This is a genomic window from Virgibacillus tibetensis (genome assembly GCF_036026595.1).
GTDB classification, from domain to species: domain Bacteria; phylum Bacillota; class Bacilli; order Bacillales; family Amphibacillaceae; genus Virgibacillus_P; species Virgibacillus_P tibetensis.
Window position 1 is genome coordinate 37,376 of record NZ_JARZFX010000013.1, and the last position, 20,319, is coordinate 57,694.

Sequence of the window (20,319 nt, forward strand, 5' to 3'; positions counted from 1 at the left end):
TAACTGCTATTGTCTTTATCAGTTATTCTCTTCATCTATTAAAGCGAACAGTGACTGGCACTGTTCGCTTTTGATGTACTTAATAAATACCAATAGAAGCAAATAATATAGCTACCGCTACTGAAATAATAGGAATTACACAACCAACAATAAAAATATCCTTATAACTGTCTTTATGAGACATACCTGTTATTGTAAGTAGTGTTAAAACTGCTCCATTATGTGGAAGTGTATCAAGTCCTCCAGATGCCAAAGATGCTACTCGGTGAAATGCTTCAGGAGGAATTCCTGTATTCATTGCTATATCATAATATTTTGAACCTAATGCTTCTAAGGCTATTCCCATACCACCAGATGCTGATCCTGTAGCACCTGCCAAAACATTTACTGCAACTGCTTCGGAAATTAGTGGATTACCTTTTATACCCATAAGTATTTCAGTGAGTTTTTCAAAACCAGGTACAACTTTTACAACTGTACCAAAGCCAACAGCTGCACTTGTGTTTATAATTGCCGTAACTGAACCAATTGCACCACCGTTAATAGCCTTGACAAAGCTTTTTAATTTGGACAAGTTAAGCACCATGATTAATACTATTCCCGAGATTAGAGCTAATACAATATCCCATCCTAATAAATTTAACGTTACCAATACTGCTAAAAGTGGTAATAGGGATAAAATAAAATTTGGTGTATCCCCTTCATCACTGGTCATCTTTTCATCTTCTGGATCTGTATATGTTTCACCGTTCGCTGTTAATTTTTTCTCTCTCCATCGTAAATACAGATATCCGCCAACTCCCATTATCAATGCAGCAATTATCCCCATAATTGGTGCAGCCGTTGCATCCGTCTGAAAATAATCCATCGGAATAAGATTTTGAATTTGCGGTGTACCTGGTATTGCCGTCATTGTAAACGTAAATGCCCCAAGAGCAACTGTACCAGGTATTAACCGTCTACTAATATTTGCCTCCTTAAACAGTGTTAATGCAAGTGGATAAACCGCAAACACTACAACAAATAAACTAACTCCACCGTATGTTAAAACTGCTGAAGAAACTAACACACCCAAAATTGCGCGTTTTGTACCTATAACCTTTGTTAAGGAAACAGCAACTGATTTGGCCATTCCTGTATCCTCCATCAGTTTTCCGAATATTGCCCCTAACATAAACACTGGAAACCAAGCTTTAGCAAAAGATACGAATCCGCCCATATATGTATCTTTATAAGCATCAAGCAAATCCAACCCACCTGTTAGTGCTACAACCCCTGCAGCAATTGGAGCCACCCAGATAATCGACCACCCTAGGTAGGCTAGTGCCATTAAAACGATGAGACCAAGGATAATTCCAAACATAAAACCCCTCCTGATTTTTTAAAATACCTTTAATTCTATACAAAACTTTTCAACCATCGTAATCCCCAGACCTTCACCGATACATATTGTTGCTATTCTATATTTCTGATTCCTTCTTTTTAGATCTTTTATAACGGGATACATACCCTTGCTTCGCTAATTCCTAGGGGCTCCAACTTGGGAAATATATCTCGAAAGAGCACCCGAATCAGTTATAAACGAAACCGATTTATCACGCGAAGTGGCCAATTGCTCCACGGTTACCCGCCCCTGACTTTTAAGCCTATTCCTTTTCTACGGCTACCTATTAAGCAACAAAGGGGCGTAATAATTAGTTTCTGATTATTCCCTATCCTCCATACTTGCTGTAATTCCTAGCTCAGTAGATTTACATCTTCACAGACTACTATCAAAAGCGCCGGATGAAATTCTAGCTCCTTCCAATATACAACCTCATCTTTTCACCTATCTAAAAATACCTATTGGGCTGTATAGCCACCGTCGATTACCACTGCTTGCCCCGTGATTCCTTTTGCCTTATCACTAGCAAGGAAAATGGCATAGTCAGCAATTTCTTGTACAGAAAGCAATCGCCTCTGCGGGACTAATGGATAAATAACTTCCTCAAGTACTTTCTCTAAGGAAACGTTTCGATTCTTGGCTAAATCTTCAAGTTGATTGCGTACAAGTGGCGTATCCACATACCCCGGGCATATAGCATTAACTGTAATCCCGTGTTCTGCACCCTCTAAAGCTGTTACTTTTGTCAAACCGATTACACCATGCTTCGAACTGTTATAAGCAGCTTTTCCGGCAAACCCGATAAGCCCGTTAATCGATGCCATATTAATAACTCGCCCGGCCTTTTGCTTTTTCATTATTGGAAATACATGCTTTGTTGCCATAAATGGTGCTACCAGCATAACTTTTGTTATAAATTCAAATTTCTCTGTAGGAAAATCTTCGATGGACGCTACATACTGTAATCCTGCATTATTAATTAGCACATCAAGTCTGCCGTATTGTTCAACCGTCTGATCAATTGCTTGATGCAGCTCCGTTTCATTCGTTACATCACATTTAACCCCAAAGCAGTCATATCCCTGTTGTTTGAGGGTATCCGTAACTTCCTTTACTTTTGTTTCATTAATGTCTGAAAAAGCTACCTTTGCTCCATTCTTAACAAATTCAACACCAATTTCGTACCCAATACCACCTGCAGCACCTGTAATAAAAACCACTTTGTTTTCTAACATATTTTATACCTCCTAATTTTTAAAAAAGAATCAACTTGACTATTTTTCGTGTATTAGTAACTCCGCCTCTGCTGATTGGAAACTCTTCTACAGTCCAACCTTCTGAAACTTCCAATGTTACTAAGTTTATATAATTCGCTACCAAATTCAGTATGCCTATTTCTAAACTCAATAGAAACCGCTTACATTTTTAAAATTCTTCGTTTTCTTCAACGTAGGATTATGTCATTTTATCAATCTGATCCACCTTTATGTCCTTAACTGCATCATCAAAAGATGTTTACATATTTTTCATAACTAATACACTCCCTTCACTAATCCTATATGCAAAAACTATGCCAACTTAAAATTCAGTTGAAAACAGTGTAGATACGGTGTTTATAGTAAATTTAAAAATCCCTTTTTCCAATAATGCGGAAAAAGGGATTTAAGTATGGCTCACCATAAATGTATGTCCTTTCTTAAATAAGGACTTTATCGTTATTCCAGGAAAACGGAATAGTTTTCCGAAATATCGGAAAACTATTCTAAGCCGAACTTTTTTATTTTATCATAAAGGCTGGACTTCCCAATACCAAGCATTTCAGTCACTTTTACTTTATCTCCTTTTGCTTCTTTTAATGCGTTTTTCACCGCATTACGCTCTGCGTTTTCTAAAATTTCTTTTAACGTTCCTTTCTGTTCCATCAGATCAGAATCTGGTTGAAAACGTTCAGGTAAATCTTCTAGTTTAATTGTTTCTGTATTGGTTAAATGTACGGCTGATTCGATAACATTTTCTAATTCTCTTGTATTTCCAGGCCATTTATGCTGAAAAAAAAGAGCTAATACATTTGGTTCAAAGTCAATTATTCTTTTGCCAGTTCTTTTTGTTACCTTATGAAGGATAAATTTAGCTAACACACGGATATCTTCAGGCCTTTCTCTTAGAGCTGGAATCTGCAATTGGATGACATTGATACGATAAAATAAATCTTCTCTAAATTGCTGTTTCTCTATTAGTTCCTCTAATGGTTGATTTGTAGCAGCTACTATTCTCACATCTATCTTTTGTGCTTCAACTGCTCCAATTGCCTCAACTTCTCCTTCTTGTAAAACCCTGAGTATCTTTACTTGTGCATTCATAGGCATATCTCCTATTTCGTCCAGGAATAGCGTCCCACCATCTGCAAGTTGAAATTTTCCTGGTTTCCCTTCCTTTTTTGCTCCCGTAAAGGCACCCTCTTTATATCCAAACAGTTCGGATTCAAGTAAATGTTCTGGAATAGCTGCACAGTTTACTTTGATAAAAGGCTTTGTATTCCTTTCACTTAGGTGATGAATACTATGTGCAAACAATTCCTTCCCTGTTCCACTTTCTCCTCTTAGTAATATGGAGACGTCTCCTGGAGATACCTTTTTCACCTTCTCTTTGAGACTGTTCATCTGCGGTGAACTTCCAGCAATATCATGAAGGGAGTAGGTTGTTCCATGCTGAACTTTCAATTGGCTTCGGTACTGTTCCAATTCCAATAAAAGATCTTTTATATGACTATTCATTTTCATCCATTCTTTGGTATCACGAAAGAGCACAGTTCCGACTGCACCAACTACTTTTCCTTCTGATAGGACTGGTATTCTATTTGCGATCATATGGTTCCCACGAATATATTGAAGGTCCGCAATTTCCTTTTTGCCTGTTTGAGCAACAATGTGCATTCTGGAGTTTTCAATGACGTCTGTAACATGTTTTCCCAATACATCACTTTTAACCACTTCGAGAAAACTACAATAACTATTATTCATATACGTTATAAATCCATTTTGATCTACTACAACAAAACAGTGAAAGTTATTTTCGAAAACGGTTTCAAATATTTCATCCTTATAACTAGTGTTTAGCTTTGTCATTAATACACCTCCATCCTTCTTTCGAATAATAGCTGGATAGTTCATTTCTCACCATTCTTGGATTCTGACCAATAATATCCGATATTTCATTTTTCTTCTGATCTATCATTTAGAAAACGGTAAGTTTATAACTTTATTACTCATCTGGCCAATTCCCTCTATTTCCAATGTTACTACGTCGCCACTTTTCAAAAATTGTGGAGGATCCATAGCAAAACCTACCCCATCAGGCGTGCCAGTCAGGATAATATCTCCTGGCTTTAATGTAATTAAATTTGAAATGAATTCAATAAGAAAAGGTATTGTGAATATCAAATGACTAGTATTGGAAGACTGGCGCTCTTCACCATTCACAAACGAACGAATAGATAAGTTAGATGGGTCGGCAATTTCGTCTGCTGTAACTACCCATGGTCCAATTGGTGTGCTGCGATCCAACGTCTTTCCCTGAAGCCATTGAGGTGTTCGCTTTTGCAAGTCCCGGGCTGTGGTATCATTTCCAATCGTATACCCAGCAATATAGTCTAACGCTTCATCCTTTGTCACCTGAGACGCCTCTTTTCCAATTACAACAGCCAATTCCACCTCATAATCAAGCATGTTTGTGTGAGGTGATTTTACAATAGCATCTTCTGGACCGATCAGTGCATTATTGAATTTAGCAAAAAGAACCGGATGTGTTGGTAAGTCTCCCCCACCCATTTCAGTTACATGATCAGCATAGTTCTTTCCTACACATATAATTTTTGATGGGTCTGGTACTGGAGTAGAGATAGTAACATCCGCTTTATTGTGGCTAACTTCATCTATCCCATTCTCTATAATGTATTGATAAGCTTCCTTCGCCCGGTCAATAGCCTCTTGTCCCATCGAAAAGAATAAACCTGGATCAGCAGGCAGTAGTGACCGCTCAACAGCCTCAGCCATTACCATTTCCTGCTTAAAAATCAGCATTTTTTTGTATGCATCATGCAAATCAATAACGCTTTCATCATACAAGTATCCTATTCTTAATTCTTCAGTTTTTTCTACTACTCTATAACTTACAAGTTTCATCAACATCACCCCTCATATCTATTACTACTAGTATAGTTTATTTTCTATTTCGTTTGTAGTTTAAGAGGAAAATGAACAGGGTACAAATTAAATAGGAATCCTACAACTGGAGGTATAATAAATGACCAAACATATTATAGGATCATACAACTCTGTGGAAGAAGCAGTCAACAAAGTACTGGACTTGAAAATTGAAGGACACCGAGCCGAAGACATTACAGTAATTACCAACAGAAATAATAAAGATGACATTGAAAACCATACAGATGTCCAGGTGAAAAGTGGTATTCCAGAGAAAAATAGCGGGTCATTTACCGAAAAGATAAAACAAATTTTCACAGATGATATCACAAATCCGTATGAACAATTAATCCGTCTAGGAATACCAGAAGGACAGGCAAAAGTTAATCAAGGTAATTTGAAGTCAGAAAAAATTATCATAGTAATAGATAAATAAGCTAAACCGTATTATTCGAACACCTCGCAAGGATGTTCACTTAATTAATTTAATAGTTATGCTGCTCCTCCAGATTTATTCCTCTGACCTGAGAATCTGAATCGAATCGATTCGATTTGATTCTAACTAGGTTACGTAAACTCATGATGACTGGATGCTCGACTTAGAGAGAGAGTTAATTATACGCTCTAAAAGCTATCAAACAATAAAGGAAACGAGTTCGAAGCGCGCTGCTCTGAACTCGTTTCCTTTACATTAGTTATCTATTGTTACATCACGAAGAAATGGAAAACTGCTGGGAAATTGGTAAAAACCATCTACGTTTTCTCTTAATCCTGCTAATAAAACAGAGTGATATAACGGTACGATAGGAGCTTCATCAATGATTAACTGCTGAACCTCTTTATATAATTCAAGACGTTCTTCTTCATCAGTAGTTTTTCTGGCTTGTTCCAGCAAGCTATCTATAGCATCATTTGCTAGAAATGATCGATTGCCCGGGGCTCCAGCATTCGTTGAATGAAACATTGGATAAAGTCCATAATCAGCATCCAACGTCACAGTCCCCCAGCTGCCAACAAACATATCCATTTCTCCGTTAGCAGTAACTTCCAGATATGCTCCAACCTCCATGGATTCAATGCTAAGATCTATGCCGATTTCTTCTAATTGTGCTTGAATGAGTTCAGCACTATCCGAAGTGGTGCGGTCATACGTTAAAATTGTTGTTGAAAAACCATCAGGATAACCCGCATCTGCCAATAGCTCTTTTGCTTCTTCTGGGTTATATGGTAACGGGTCTATTTCGTCACTATAACCAAATACAGTTGGTGCTAATGGACCAATTGCTGGTAAAGCCACTCCATCCGTTACTCCATCTATCAGATTTTCCTTATCAATTGCCATATTGATCGCTTGCCTTACCCGTACATCATTAAATGGTTCAACTTCTGTATTAAACCCTACATACGATAAGCTCGCACTGTCTGACTGCTTAACATAAGTTTGATCATTATCTTCTAATCTACTTATATCATTTGCATTTACCGGATAAACAATATCCGCCTCTTCCGTCTCGAGCTCAGCAATTCGTGTCATATCTTCAGGTACAAACTTAAATGTCACAGAATCTACATTTGCTTGCTCACCCCAGTATTCTTCGTTCTTTACAAGCTTAATAGATTCACCTGGTTCACGATCATCAAATTTAAAATATCCAGTTCCGACTGGCGCTTCATTGACAGAAGCAAATGGAGGTTCACCATTTTCAACAGCTTCATAATCGGCTTCAATGGATTTCAAGCTGATAATATGACCTCCGGGATGTGCTAAGTGGGAAGGTAATGCTGCGAAAGGATATTCCGTAGTTATATGTACAGTATATGTATCAATAACTTCAACGGCTTCAATCATATCAAATAAAAATCCTAAAGGAGAAGCAACCTCAGGGTCTCGTACGCGATCCAAGTTAGCTTTTACGACATCTGCATTTAATTCAGAACCATCATGGAAAGTTACCCCTTCCCTAATTTTCGCTTCCCAAACGGTATCCTCAACTTGTTCAAAGCTTTCTGCCAGACCCGGTTGTATAGTCAAATCCGTATCTAACTGTACGAGTGTATCGTACAGTGCATTCATCACATACAATGAATTTCCATCATTTGCTGCATGTGGGTCCAGAGAAACTGGTTCTGAAGCTAAGTCCACAGTTAAAACTTTTGCACTTAATTCAGTAGTTCCTTCGTTCGTGTTTGAATCGGGTTCTTCCGAACATGCTGTTATAAATATACTCAACATGATAATAAATAAAATTACTACTTTCGACTTCATACCTTACCTCCTATATATAATCCACATTAATTCACTATGTTTAGTACACTTTATAATTTTACACAGGTGGTTCAAGCAAGTCAATTTACACACTCTACTATGCATATAGCCAATCACAATTTACTCATGAAATGTTCAATGAAAGTTCAAACACTTTTGCATAAACAATGTTAAACTATGTGTAATATTGTTATAAATAAACATTAAGCACCATAAGGAGGTGCCTGATTTTGTTGCCAGCCGATCGCCGAAAACGAGTTGAAGATTTGATTAGAAGCCATTACAGTATGAAAATATCGGATTTAAGTAAAAAGTTTAATGTATCTGAAATGACTATCCATCGGGACCTGAAGCCATTAATAGACGAAGGTGTTGTCATAAAAACATTTGGAGGCGTTACCCTTACACGTGATAAGCAATCTAATGAGACGATCTCAGAAGAATGTGTAATTTGTAAAAGTAGCATTAATGTAAGAATGGCTTACAGGCTTATTCTACAAAATAATAAAATTGAAATGACCTGTTGTGCACATTGTGGACTTATCCGTCACCGCCAGCTTGATAGCGGAGTAATTCAAGCAATATGTTACGATTTTTTCAGACAGACTACAATAAGTGCACATCTCACATGGTTTGTAATGAATTCATCTGTTCATATCGGATGCTGCCAACCACAGGTTTTAACATTTGAATGGAAAGAACATGCAGAAAAATTTGTTAAAGGCTTTGGAGGAAATGTATATTCTTTCAATCAAGCTACTGAAGCTGTACTCCATAAAATGAGCGGATGTCACAGCAAGAAGAATCGTTTATGAGTACGCAAAATACCAGAAAGCAGGGATAAACATGCAGAACAAGATATGGTTATCTATATTAATGTTGAGTTTACTTGTTCTAACAGCTTGTAACGGGGATGAAAATATAGAAGATACGGAAGAAGATTCAGAAATAATTCAGGTCCTTGAAGTTGATCTTAGTGTTCCGGAAGAAGCAGACGTAGAAGAAAAAGTGGAATTAACGGCATTGGTTACATATGGAGAAGAAAAAGTGAATGATGCAGACGAGATTGAATTTGAACTATGGGAAGAAGGAAATAAAGAGGATAGTATAAAGTTAGAGGCTATAAACAATAATGATGGCACGTATTCAACAGAAACAGCATTCGATAAAGATGGCATCTTTACAGTACAGGTACATGTTACTGCTAGAGACCTGCATACTATGCCTCAACAATCGATAACTGTTGGTGAGGGAGACACTCATCAGCATAACGATGAAGATGAGCATAGTGAACATGTGCAAGGGTTTGGAATGCATTTCGTTAAACCTGAAAATCCTCGGGCAGAAGATGAAATCGAGCTGATGGTTCACTTGCAAATGGATGATGAAACGTTGGAAAGCGCTGAAGTGCAGTATGAAATATGGAATTACGACATTTCTGAAAACCATGTATGGGAGAATGCCGAAGAGGCTAAGCCTGGAGAATACATCGCTTCTCATACATTTAGGAACTCAGGTAACTACACCATTCAAATTCATGTAGAAAATGATGATGGACTCCATGAGCACGAAAAATACCAGATTGACGTAATAAAATGAATATATTAAAGGAGTCCTTCGTTTACTGGGGACTCCTTCATTTATTATAAAAGGTATTAATTTTTCATCTTGGGATCCAATGCATCTCTCAGTCCATCACCTATCAGGTTGAATCCCAATACAACTAGCATTATGGACACACCTGGTACGATTAATGTCCATGGAGCCAATTGAATAAAATCACGAGCATCCGCGAGCATTTGTCCCCACTCCGGTAATGGCGGTTGTACACCAAGACCTAAGAAGCCTAAAGCAGCTGCTTCTAATATGGCAGTTCCGAACCCTAATGTAGATTGAACAATAATCGGGGCCACACTATTCGGTAAAATATGATGAAAGATAATCCTCCCATTTTTCATTCCCTGTGCCTTTGCGGCCATGATAAATTCTTCTTCTCGCAAACTGATTACCTTTGATCTTACCAATCGCCCAAAGATGGGGATATTTATAATTGCAATTGCTATTAGCGCATTTTGAAGGGAAGCTCCTAAAATAGCAACAATTGCAATCGCCAATAAAATACTGGGAAATGCAAGCAAAATATCAAAAATACGTGAAATAATCATATCAATCCAACGACCAAAATAACCTGCAACTATTCCTAGTATCGTACCAAAGAATAGTGCACCTGTTACAGCAAAAAAGCCAACCTGGAGTGATACTCTAGCTCCATAAGCTATTCTTGTAAGTATATCCCTGCCTAGATGATCCGTTCCAAGCCAATGCTCCGCGGACGGGGGATTCAATCTATTAATAAGGTCTTGCTCTTGATACGTGTAGGGCGACAGCAACGGTGCAAATAAACCAACGAGAATGAAGAATATGATAATAAATAATCCCGCAATTGCAAAACGATTTTTCCGTAATTGTTTTAGTGTATCTCTCCAGGGAGAAATCGCTTTTATTTCCTCTGTATCAAACTGTTGACCTCTTTTTGCGGGGTTTTGTAGCAATTGCTCGGATTGTTTTCCTTTTTCCTTTGTTTCCATTGTCACATCCCCCTAATATTTAATCCTTGGATCAATATACGTATAAAGTACATCAACAATTAAATTAATAATAACGAAAATAAATGCAACTACGAGAATACCAGATTGTATAACAGGATAATCACGGTAGTTAATTGCTTCATAAATATATCTACCTATACCTGGCCAACTAAAAATAGTTTCGGTTAAGATTGCCCCACCTAAAAGCACGCCGGATTGTAAGCCGATAATTGTTAATACTGGTATCATGGCATTTTTTAAAGCATGCTTGTAAATGATCAGAAATTGTCCTGAACCTTTTGCTTTTACAGTTCGAATGTAATCGGATTTCATAACCTCCAGCATACTGGAGCGTGTCATTCTGGCGATTATTGCCATCGGAATAGTACCTAAAGCCACAGCCGGTAAAACCAAATGCTTTAAAACGGTTACCGTCCTGGCAAAGTCCAGGTGGATAATTGTATCCAATACATAAAAGTAAGTAATTGGTGCTAATGGATCTCTACTATCCTGCCGTCCGTGTGCCGGCAGCCAACCAAGCTCCTGGGCAAACACCCACTGCTCCATTAAAGCCAACCAGAAAATAGGCATGGACACACCAATTAAAGCAACCAGCATGGCCAGAAAATCAAACCATGAGTTCTGCTTCCAAGCACTTATAATTCCAGCATTAACGCCAACAATGATGGCAAATATCATGGCAAATAAGGTTAACTCGAAGGTGGCAGCTATGTATGGCCATATCTCATTAGAAATTTCTGATTTTGAACGTAAAGAAGTACCTAAGTCACCTTGTATCAAGTCTGTTACATAGATTCCATATTGAATTAGATACGGTTCGTTTAATCCCATACTTTCTTCTAAATCTGAAATGGCAGTTGCTGTTGCTGTTTCCCCTAATATTACTTGTGCAGGATTTCCAGGAATAAGATGTACAATAGAAAAAGTAATTAATGTCATCCCGATCAGAACGGGAATAAGCATTAACAAACGTCGTATAATATAGGCAAACATAATTTCACCCCAGTTCTTTGTCTAAGTAATGAGAAATCAGACACCTATTTTACTGGTGTATCTTTTGTTTGAAAAAAGAAGAGTAGTAGAAAAAAACTACTACTCTTTTATTCTTAATTATCTAGTTCTACTTGTGTTAATGGCTCACTCGTAGATGGATGTGGCACATAATTTTTAACTGCACTAGTTGTTGCCATAACAGGTCTGGAATGTACCAGTGTTGCCATTGGAGAGTCTTCCGAAATTAAAGCCTGTGCCTCTTGATAAAATTGAGCACGCTCATCCTGGTCAACTGATAGTTTTGCTTTGTTTAGCAGTTCATCGACTTCATCATTTTCATAAAATGTACGGTTACTGCTTCCTACATTATTTCCATGTAGTAAGCTGCTTAGGAAATAATCCGGGTCTCCATTTGTTCCGGACCATCCAAGCATATACATTTGCTGTTCACCTTGCATTGTCTTTTCTAAATATGGAGCCCATTCTTCACGAATAATTGTTACATCGATGCCAATTTCAGCTAAGTTATTTTGTACGATTTGTGAAACAGTTTCTGGATCTGGCATATATGGTCTTGCTACAGGCATTGTCCATAGCTCAATTTCCAAACCATCTTCATACCCTGCTTCTGCAAGTAATTCTTTTGCTCTGTCCAGGTCATAGTCATAGGCTTCAACTTCGTCATTATAACCCATATAACTAGGTGGTAACGGGTTTTTAGCTGGAACAGCATAACCAGCATATAATGCGTCTGCAATTGCTTGTTTATCAATTGCAAAATTTATAGCTTGTCGGAGTTCCTTGTTATCCAAAGGTGCCTTTTGCATGTTAAAACCTAAATACCCAAAGTTATTTTCCGCTCGCTCATGCAGTTCTAATCCATCTTCAGCTTCAATACCTGCAGCATCATCTGGGTTTAACCCATCCATGATATCAATTTCTCCTGAACGAAGTGCAATTAATCGTGCTGCGTTATCTGGTATTACTGAAAATACAACGCGGTCCAGTTTTGGAAATCCATCTTTACGATAATCATCAAATTTCTCTAGAACAATTGCATCATCTTTACTCCAGCTGACAAATTCAAACGGACCAGTGCCCACTGGGTTTTCATTTATCATGTTGCCATACTCTTCAAAGGCTGCTGGTGAATTAATTCCGAAATAGCTCATACCCATATTTTGTAGGAAATAACCTAGTGGTTGTTTCAATACAAACTCTATTTCGTGGTCTCCCACAACGTTAATTTCTTCAATGACATGATTTTCATCACCCTTGAATCCTCCAAACATAGTTCCATACATGGAATACACATATCCATCATCCGTAAACGCATATTCATGCTCTGGATCTGACCAACGTTCAAAGTTAGTTTTTACTGCCTCCGCGTTAAAGTCTGTTCCGTCATGGAAGGTGACACCTTCCTCCAAAAAGAATGTATAGCTTAAGCCATCATCTGCTACATCCCAATCGTGAGCTAATCCTGGCAGCAGCTCAAATGAATCTTCATCAAACTGTAATAAGCTTTCCAATACTTGCACCGTTACACGAGAAGATTCTCCATCTGTTGTACTAGATGGGTCTAAACTCTCCGAATCGCCTCCGCGGGCGAAGACTAATACTTGATCACCTTCTGACTCTGCATCCGAATCATCATCTGCATCTGCTCCATCATCGGTTTCCTCTTCTGCTCCAGAGTCGTTACCTTCATCTGTACCACCATCTGCCCCACCGTCACCGCTGCATGCGGCCAGTACTAAAATAAATGCGAGCATGAAAGCAAGTAAGAGCTTAAACTTCAATTTCATGTTTTTTCCCCCTTTTTTGTATGAATATATAGGATAATATCTTGTAGCCTATTCCTTATTGTAAAGGTGACAAGCCACAAAATGGTTATCTTCAATTTCTAAGAACTCAGGTCTTACTTCATTACAGATATCCATCGCTACTGGACACCTGGTGTGAAATGCACACCCAGTCGGTGGGTCTGATGGGCTTGGCACATCCCCCTTTAAAATGACTCGTTCCTTTACTATATCCGGATCAGGGAGTGGTACAGCCGACAAAAGTGCCTGTGTATATGGATGTTTCGGATCATCATATAATTTATCCTTCTCAGTTAATTCAACCATTCTGCCTAAGTACATCACTCCAACACGATCACTGATATGCTTCACAACACTCAGATCATGTGCTATAAAAACATAAGTTAGATTAAACTCATCACGAAGCTCTTCCATTAAGTTAAGGATTTGTGACTGAACAGAAACATCCAAAGCTGAAACGGGCTCATCACAAATAATTAATTTAGGATTATTTGCTAAAGCTCTGGCTATGCCAATTCTTTGCCTTTGCCCCCCGCTGAACTGGTGTGGATAACGTGATGCATGATAGGCGCTTAGCCCTACAACTTCCAATAGTTCCTTCACACGTTCCTTTCGTTCTTTAGCAGAATTTACCCCATGTATCAAAAGGGGCTCACCAACAATTTTCTCGACAGTATGTCTAGGATTTAACGATGCGTAGGGATCTTGGAAAATAATTTGCATATTACGCCTTAATTTGCGCATCTCTTCGGCACTTAATTGTGTTATGTCTCGATCCTCAAACTTCACCTCTCCTGCAGAGGGTTCAATCAGCCTCAGGATGGCTTTGCCAGCTGTTGATTTACCACAGCCTGATTCTCCTACAATTCCTACTATTTCGCCTTCATTAACCGTAAAGGATATACCATCAACCGCTTTCACTTCACCTATTTTACGTCCTAAGACACCACCTCTAATGTCAAAGTACTTTTTAAGGTTATTAACTTCAAGTAATGGTTTCTGCATGTTCTGTTACATCCCCTTCCACCTCATCATACAAAAAGCAACGGCTGCTGCGATTATTATCCAGGGGATAAAGCTCCGGATTTTCTTGAAAACAACGATCATATGCAAATTCACACCGTGGTGAAAACCTGCATCCAATCCTGTCCATTTTGGGTTTAGGTACCGTTCCCGGTATAGAATACAGTTTTTGTTCTCGTTCGTGCATTTTTGGCAGTGATTTAATAAGTCCTTTGGAGTATGGATGTTTGGGGTCTTTTAATATTTCTCTTGTTGTTCCTTCTTCAACTACCTGTCCAGAATACATAACTACAACTCGGTCACAAATTTCTGCTACTACTCCCAAATCATGGGTTATCAATAAAATTGCTGTTTCTTTTTCTTCATTAAGGTTGCGCATTAAGTCTAGTATTTGAGCTTGTATCGTTACATCCAGCGCTGTAGTAGGTTCGTCTGCTATCAGCAATTCAGGATTGCAGGACATTGCCATAGCAATCATGACCCGCTGCCTCATTCCTCCAGATAATTGATGTGGGTATTCATTAATTATTGCTTCTGCTCTAGGTATTCCTACTAGCCTTAACATAGCAATAGATTTGCTTTTAGCCTCTTTTTTACTTATACTCTGATGAATCAGAATAGCTTCTCTTAATTGATTCCCAATTGTAAACAATGGATTCAGCGATGTCATCGGCTCTTGAAATATCATGGAAATTTCATTACCACGAATTTTCCTCATCCTTTTTTCGGAAGCCTTTACTAGATTTTCTCCTTTAAAGTTAATTTCTCCCTCGGTGATTTTACCTGGTGGATTTGGTACTAATTTCATTACAGATAAGGAAGTTACGCTTTTACCACATCCAGACTCCCCAACTATACCGACTACTTCACCCTTATGTACGCTAAGACTTACCCCATCAACAGCTGGAACTTCGCCACTATCTGTAAAAAAATGTGTATGTAGATTATTTAATTCTAAAACTACATCTTCCATATTTGTTAACCCCCATCGCCTTCTTTTACAAAAAACCTCTAAACTGGTAGGTATGTCAGGTTTAGAGGGGAATTTTACATTTATTTAACAATTGATATGATTTTTTTGAATATTCATTTACCATTTTATTATACTGAAAATTTCATATATTGCAAGTTAAAATTAATTTTGAAACCCCAATCAGATTATTGAATATAACGAAAGTTTCACTAAAAAAAGCCTTCTGCCAGTACAGCAGAAGACCTTAAATTCATTTATTTTTATGTAAGATTTCCAAGACAATCCTCAGATCCTTAGTGTCTATCTGTCCCGGTGCTGAAACTTCTTTTCCTGCACCAAACGTTAGAGCAGAACCAAATACTTCCCCGGCTAATCTACTTATTAACCCTTCAGATCCCATCGCCATTGTTATAATCGGCCGGTCTGCATAGTGTGTAACCATTGAATTAGTTGCATCCAATAAAGTCAATACATCCTCCGTATTTGTTGGCATAACGGCTATTTTGGGAATGTCTGCACCCAAACTCTGCATTTCGCGTAACCTGGAAATTATAGTTTCTCTAGAGGGCGTATGAGTAAAATTATGGTTAGAAACGATAACACATACACCCGATGCCTTCGCTTCTTTTATAAGAGATTTGACGATAACATCTTGATAAAATAATTCGATATCAAGGAGATCTACTTCGTTAGACCTGATAGCCGTTGTAAGTAACTCAACGTAATAGCTGTCCGTGATTACCCGATTTCCCCCTTCTTTATGGCTTCGAAAAGTAAATAGAAGTGGTATATCATCCAGGGCTACTCGAATAGTTGCCAGTGCTGCCATAACTGACTCCAGTTTTTCCACTTCCATGTAAGCATCCACACGCCATTCTATTATGTCGGGTTCTAATGATTTAACATGCTGTAACTCTTCCAGAATACCTGCGTCAGTGGCTCCCATCAATGGAACCACAATCTTGGGAATACCCTCACCTATTGTTAGGTTTTTAACCGTAATATTGCTCAAAGTACCTCATCCTTTTATGAAAACTCTTAATAACATAATGCCTCTTTTTTACAAAAAAATCAATTTAGCTTATACTTACACTAACTAAAAATTAAGAAAGAGGCTTACTACAGTTATGAAATTCAAAGAGAATACCTTTAACAAAAAAAGCATAGCATTGATTGGCTTTATGGGCGTAGGTAAGACAACAATTGGCCGGTTAGTTGCTCAAAGATTACAGAGAGATTTCATTGATATAGATAAAGAAATCGAAAGAAAATATGAAATGACACCATCTGAAATTTTTAAAATTCATGGTGAGCATACATTTCGGAAAACAGAAAGGAAAATGGTATCCCATTTTGCCAAGCAAGAGCTGAAAGTGATTTCTCTTGGTGGTGGTGCATTTCTCCAAGATGAAATTAAGCATATCTCCTTAAAAGAGAATATTGTCATATTCCTCGATATATCCTGGGAATCATGGAAGGAAAGAAGCAGTATACTTATTGACCGCAGACCTGTATTACATGGCAAGAATACAACCGAGATGAAAGAACTCTACTATAAGAGAAAGGAGTTATACGCTCATCATCATTTAAAAGTTACAACAGACGATCTTAGTATTGAGGAAGTTACCGATTTAGTCATTGATTCTTTAAACAATTTTCTGGAAATAAAAGAGTAAATGTAACTACATACAATACAAAAGACAAGGGGTTATGTTACACCCCTTGCCTTTTGACTTATTATACGCGCCCAGAGGGATTCGAACCCCCGACTGGCATAGTACCGGAAACTATCGCTCTATCCGACTGAGCTATGGGCGCATGTTTTTAATCACAAAGAATATTATAACTCTCATCGAACATATATACAAGTTAAATACAATATTTACTAATGTTTATTTTATCCGTAAATGGGAATGATAAAGAGTGTGTTTTGACTAAAAAAATTGTTAAACGTTTTGTTTGACCTTCATTGACCTTTTAGTTATCATAAAAATAGAACGAAATTGAATAAGGGAGGAATTTAAACATGCATTTAATACCTACAGTTATTGAACAGACGAACCGTGGAGAACGCGCATACGATATTTATTCACGTTTATTGAAAGACCGAATTATTATGTTAGGAAGTGCGATTGACGATAGTGTTGCAAACTCAATCGTAGCACAATTGCTTTTCCTGGAAGCTGAAGATCCTGAAAAGGATATCTCTTTATACATCAACTCGCCAGGTGGATCGATAACAGCTGGTATGGCTATATTCGATACAATGCAGTTCATTAAGTCAGACGTGTCAACAATTTGTACTGGTATGGCAGCTTCGATGGGTGCATTCCTGCTGGCTGCAGGGGAAAAAGGAAAGCGCTATGCTCTTCCAAATAGTGAAGTAATGATTCACCAACCATTAGGCGGTACGCAAGGGCAAGCTACAGATATCGAAATTCATGCAAGACGAATTATTGAAATGAAGAAAAAGATGAATGAAATTCTTGCTGAACGTACTGGTCAGCCGCTTGAAGTGGTTGAACGTGATACGGAACGTGATAACTTCATGACAGCTGAAAAATCTGTTGACTACGGTTTAATTGATAAAATACTAAGACGCAATACAGATAAGTAATGTTCAAAACCCCCTTTCATTAAAATGAAAGGGGGTTTTTCAAGTTATTTGAACAAACGATGCTAAGTGATTTAATGCTATCTCTTCATCTGCACCATCGGCAATTATAGTTATTACTTCACCTTTTGTTATTGCTAAACTCATTAATCCCATAATACTTTTAGCATTCACTCTCTTCCCATCTTTCTCCAGAAATAAATGTGCGGTATAACGATTTGCCTCCTGAACAAATTGCGCTGCCGGTCTAGCTTGCAGTCCTGTTGCCAGTTCGACTTTGATGGATCTTTCAACCAAATCACTCATCCTCCCCAATAATAGAAACCGCTCTCATATACGACTAATTTTAAACGACAGATCAGGGTGGCTTTAACGAACCCTGATACTGCCGATTAGAATTGAATAACAAAATATAACAATTTTAAATTATCCGTATTATATCATGTAATATAAACAAAAGAAATACGTTTATATTACCTTTCTTACATTGTTTCTCCACGCTTAATTTTCTCTGCGAACTCATCAATTTTTTTCAAGCGATGATTGACTCCCGATTTAGAGATTTTCCCACCTGTAACCAGTTCCCCTAACTCTTTCAGTGAAACTTCTTGATGTTCTACTCTTAATATGGCAATTTCGTGAAGCTTTTCAGGTAAGCGGTCCAACCCTACTGTATTTTCAATAAGTTTAATATTTTCAATCTGACGAAATGCAGCACCAATTGTTTTATTTAAGTTAGCTGTTTCACAATTAACGAGTCTATTTACCGAGTTACGCATATCACGCACAATTCGAACATCCTCAAATTTAAATAATGCATTATGCGCACCAATTATACTTAAAAGTGCTGTGATTTTTTCTGCTTCCTTCATATAAACAATAAACCCATTTTTTCTTTCTAACTTTCTGGCATGCAACTCAAAATGATTCAGCAAGTCACATAAGGCATCGTTATGCTCTTTATAAAAATTGGATATTTCTAAATGATAGGATGAAGTTTCCGGATTATTAATGGAGCCTCCAGCAAGAAATGCTCCTCGAAGATAGGATCTCTTGCAACAGTCTTTTTTAAAATAATTTTTAGATATTGTGCGAATAAACGTGAGTGGTTCCTGTAGAATATCCAATTCAGCTAGCATATCACGAACACCTTTTTTCAGACGAACAATATATACATTATTTTTTTTGAGTTTCATTTTTTTTCTAACTAACAATTCCACTGGGAGAGAAAAAGTCGATTTAATCAGAATGTATATTCTTCGTGCGATTGCTGCATTTTCAGTTTGTATATCCAAAGAGTAATTTTGTTTCGATAAAGAAATAACACCATTCATGCGTATTAAAGCAGCAAGTTCTGCATGCATACAACAATCATCTACTTCAATACCTGTTAATTCCTTTTTTATCTCTGACGCAAAGGACATGTTTTACCCTCCCTTACCTTTTAAGTACGTACTTAAGCAACGTTCTAATCAATGATTGAATATAATAACTTAGATATTTTTTGAGTATCGTGTCTTAATGTTGCCTGTGAATAATCAATAATATCTCCTTCAATGATTTGCAGTCCCATATCGAGTAAACGATCCGTATCATAAATAACAGGCTCTGCATTTTCTTCTGCATAAACTGCCCGCACTGCTTTTGAAATTGGTTCATTATGTACTACGATAGCGTCTACACAATCTGCACCAATGTGGTTACTAATGGCTTGGACATGCTCAGAAGCAGTGTATCCTGTCGTTTCGCCTGCTTGAGTCATCACATTACAAACATAAACTACCTTAGCAGCTGCATCCCTCATCACTTCATATATTTGTGGCATAATCATTGTGGGCAGAATACTAGTATATAAGCTGCCAGGTGCTATGACGACTAAATCCGCTTTTTCTATAGCTCGTACGGCATTCGGCAATGGTTGGACAGGCTGTGGACTTAAAAATACCCGTTTTATACGTTTATTTGATAAAGGAATGTTTGACTCTCCAGAAACAATAGAACCGTCCTCCATCTTTGCATGTAATGACATATTTTCATTCGATATTGGATAAATCTTCCCTTTGACATTTAAAACACGTGATATTTCTTTTATACCAGTATAAAAATTGCCTGTAATGGAAGTCATTGCAGCTAATAACAGGTTACCCATGGAATGACCTGATAATCCATTACCAACGGCAAAACGGTGCTGAAACAGCTCTAAAAGCATAGGTTCAGCATCAGATAAAGCTGCGATCACATTTCGTATATCTCCTGGCGCTGGAATCGCCATTTCATTCCGCAGTCTTCCTGTACTTCCTCCATCATCAGCAACAGTTACAAGTGCAGTTAAATGAATCGGTAAATTTTTCAACCCGCGTAAAAGGACCGGCATCCCGGTCCCTCCGCCTATAACGACTACGCGTGGCAGGCTCTTCTCTTGGCTCATA

Annotated in this window: 20 protein-coding genes and 1 tRNA gene; 5 read left to right on the plus strand and 16 right to left on the minus strand. The window is 37.8% G+C overall.

The annotated features are described in order from the left end of the window. Positions 1-79 precede the first annotated feature (79 nt). The 5 genes from QGM71_RS17750 to QGM71_RS17770 all read right to left on the minus strand — a co-directional run bounded on the left by QGM71_RS17750 (position 80) and on the right by QGM71_RS17770 (position 5,565). Positions 80-1,363 carry a GntP family permease gene (locus tag QGM71_RS17750; protein ID WP_327608905.1) on the minus strand — a complete coding sequence of 428 codons (1,284 nt, stop codon included), beginning with the start codon at positions 1,361-1,363 and terminating at the stop codon, positions 80-82. Positions 1,364-1,842: 479 nt separating this feature from the next. Then, positions 1,843-2,619: a 3-hydroxybutyrate dehydrogenase gene (locus tag QGM71_RS17755; RefSeq protein WP_327608906.1), complete on the minus strand. Its 777-nt coding sequence runs from the start codon at positions 2,617-2,619 to the stop codon at positions 1,843-1,845. Between the two features lie 19 nt (positions 2,620-2,638). Beyond that, positions 2,639-2,791 (minus strand): hypothetical protein, encoded by a 153-nt coding sequence (locus QGM71_RS17760; RefSeq protein WP_327608907.1) that lies wholly within the window; start codon positions 2,789-2,791, stop codon positions 2,639-2,641. A gap of 350 nt (positions 2,792-3,141) precedes the next feature. After that, entirely contained in the window at positions 3,142-4,509 is a 1,368-nt protein-coding gene (locus tag QGM71_RS17765) for a sigma-54 interaction domain-containing protein (RefSeq protein WP_327608908.1), read from the minus strand. A gap of 105 nt (positions 4,510-4,614) precedes the next feature. Further along, the gene (locus QGM71_RS17770; protein ID WP_327608909.1) at positions 4,615-5,565 is read right to left on the minus strand and encodes a fumarylacetoacetate hydrolase family protein; all 951 of its coding nucleotides are present in this window, start codon (positions 5,563-5,565) and stop codon (positions 4,615-4,617) included. Positions 5,566-5,686: 121 nt separating this feature from the next. Here QGM71_RS17770 and QGM71_RS17775 point away from each other — a divergent pair, with 121 nt between their 5' ends. Then, positions 5,687-6,022: a general stress protein gene (locus QGM71_RS17775; protein ID WP_327608910.1), complete on the plus strand. Its 336-nt coding sequence runs from the start codon at positions 5,687-5,689 to the stop codon at positions 6,020-6,022. 255 nt (positions 6,023-6,277) lie between these two features. On the opposite strand, the gene QGM71_RS17780 is transcribed toward QGM71_RS17775, so the two are convergent. Further along, positions 6,278-7,852 carry a glutathione ABC transporter substrate-binding protein gene (locus QGM71_RS17780; RefSeq protein WP_327608911.1) on the minus strand — a complete coding sequence of 525 codons (1,575 nt, stop codon included), beginning with the start codon at positions 7,850-7,852 and terminating at the stop codon, positions 6,278-6,280. Positions 7,853-8,085: 233 nt separating this feature from the next. On the opposite strand from QGM71_RS17780, the gene QGM71_RS17785 reads away from it, so the two are divergent. Together QGM71_RS17785 and QGM71_RS17790 are read left to right on the plus strand one after the other, a co-directional pair. Further along, on the plus strand, positions 8,086-8,667 hold the full coding sequence (locus QGM71_RS17785; protein ID WP_327608912.1) for a DeoR family transcriptional regulator: 582 nt from the start codon (positions 8,086-8,088) through the stop codon (positions 8,665-8,667). A gap of 31 nt (positions 8,668-8,698) precedes the next feature. Further along, on the plus strand, positions 8,699-9,451 hold the full coding sequence (locus tag QGM71_RS17790) for a FixH family protein (protein WP_327608913.1): 753 nt from the start codon (positions 8,699-8,701) through the stop codon (positions 9,449-9,451). 56 nt (positions 9,452-9,507) lie between these two features. On the opposite strand, the gene QGM71_RS17795 is transcribed toward QGM71_RS17790, so the two are convergent. The 6 genes from QGM71_RS17795 to aroD all read right to left on the minus strand — a co-directional run bounded on the left by QGM71_RS17795 (position 9,508) and on the right by aroD (position 16,288). Further along, positions 9,508-10,440 (minus strand): ABC transporter permease, encoded by a 933-nt coding sequence (locus QGM71_RS17795; protein WP_327608914.1) that lies wholly within the window; start codon positions 10,438-10,440, stop codon positions 9,508-9,510. 12 nt (positions 10,441-10,452) lie between these two features. Then, a complete protein-coding gene (locus QGM71_RS17800) occupies positions 10,453-11,454 on the minus strand; it encodes an ABC transporter permease (RefSeq protein ID WP_327608915.1) in 1,002 nt (333 codons plus the stop codon). 113 nt (positions 11,455-11,567) lie between these two features. Beyond that, positions 11,568-13,262: an ABC transporter substrate-binding protein gene (locus QGM71_RS17805; RefSeq protein WP_327608916.1), complete on the minus strand. Its 1,695-nt coding sequence runs from the start codon at positions 13,260-13,262 to the stop codon at positions 11,568-11,570. Between the two features lie 48 nt (positions 13,263-13,310). Beyond that, positions 13,311-14,285 (minus strand): ABC transporter ATP-binding protein, encoded by a 975-nt coding sequence (locus QGM71_RS17810; protein WP_327608917.1) that lies wholly within the window; start codon positions 14,283-14,285, stop codon positions 13,311-13,313. Beyond that, the gene (locus QGM71_RS17815; RefSeq protein WP_327608918.1) at positions 14,266-15,276 is read right to left on the minus strand and encodes an ABC transporter ATP-binding protein; all 1,011 of its coding nucleotides are present in this window, start codon (positions 15,274-15,276) and stop codon (positions 14,266-14,268) included. The genes QGM71_RS17810 and QGM71_RS17815 overlap by 20 nt, the downstream gene beginning before the upstream one ends. 250 nt (positions 15,277-15,526) lie before the next feature. After that, positions 15,527-16,288, minus strand: a complete 762-nt coding sequence (aroD, locus tag QGM71_RS17820) for a type I 3-dehydroquinate dehydratase (protein WP_327608919.1) — start codon at positions 16,286-16,288, stop codon at positions 15,527-15,529. Between the two features lie 115 nt (positions 16,289-16,403). Here aroD and QGM71_RS17825 point away from each other — a divergent pair, with 115 nt between their 5' ends. Next, positions 16,404-16,952 (plus strand): shikimate kinase, encoded by a 549-nt coding sequence (locus QGM71_RS17825; protein WP_327608920.1) that lies wholly within the window; start codon positions 16,404-16,406, stop codon positions 16,950-16,952. A 66-nt stretch (positions 16,953-17,018) separates the two neighbouring features. Here the strand turns inward: QGM71_RS17825 and QGM71_RS17830 are convergent. After that, positions 17,019-17,094, minus strand: a tRNA-Arg gene (locus QGM71_RS17830). Between the two features lie 208 nt (positions 17,095-17,302). On the opposite strand from QGM71_RS17830, the gene clpP reads away from it, so the two are divergent. Beyond that, entirely contained in the window at positions 17,303-17,893 is a 591-nt protein-coding gene (gene clpP, locus QGM71_RS17835) for an ATP-dependent Clp endopeptidase proteolytic subunit ClpP (protein WP_327608921.1), read from the plus strand. Positions 17,894-17,932: 39 nt separating this feature from the next. On the opposite strand, the gene QGM71_RS17840 is transcribed toward clpP, so the two are convergent. The 3 genes from QGM71_RS17840 to QGM71_RS17850 form a co-directional block, all read right to left on the minus strand. Beyond that, complete coding sequence (locus tag QGM71_RS17840) at positions 17,933-18,187, minus strand: HPr family phosphocarrier protein (protein ID WP_327608922.1); 255 nt, start codon at positions 18,185-18,187, stop codon at positions 17,933-17,935. 185 nt (positions 18,188-18,372) lie between these two features. Continuing rightward, positions 18,373-19,314: a DNA-binding protein WhiA gene (gene whiA / locus QGM71_RS17845; RefSeq protein ID WP_327608923.1), complete on the minus strand. Its 942-nt coding sequence runs from the start codon at positions 19,312-19,314 to the stop codon at positions 18,373-18,375. A gap of 44 nt (positions 19,315-19,358) precedes the next feature. Next, positions 19,359-20,318, minus strand: a complete 960-nt coding sequence (locus tag QGM71_RS17850; protein ID WP_327608924.1) for a gluconeogenesis factor YvcK family protein — start codon at positions 20,316-20,318, stop codon at positions 19,359-19,361. Position 20,319 lies beyond the last annotated feature (1 nt).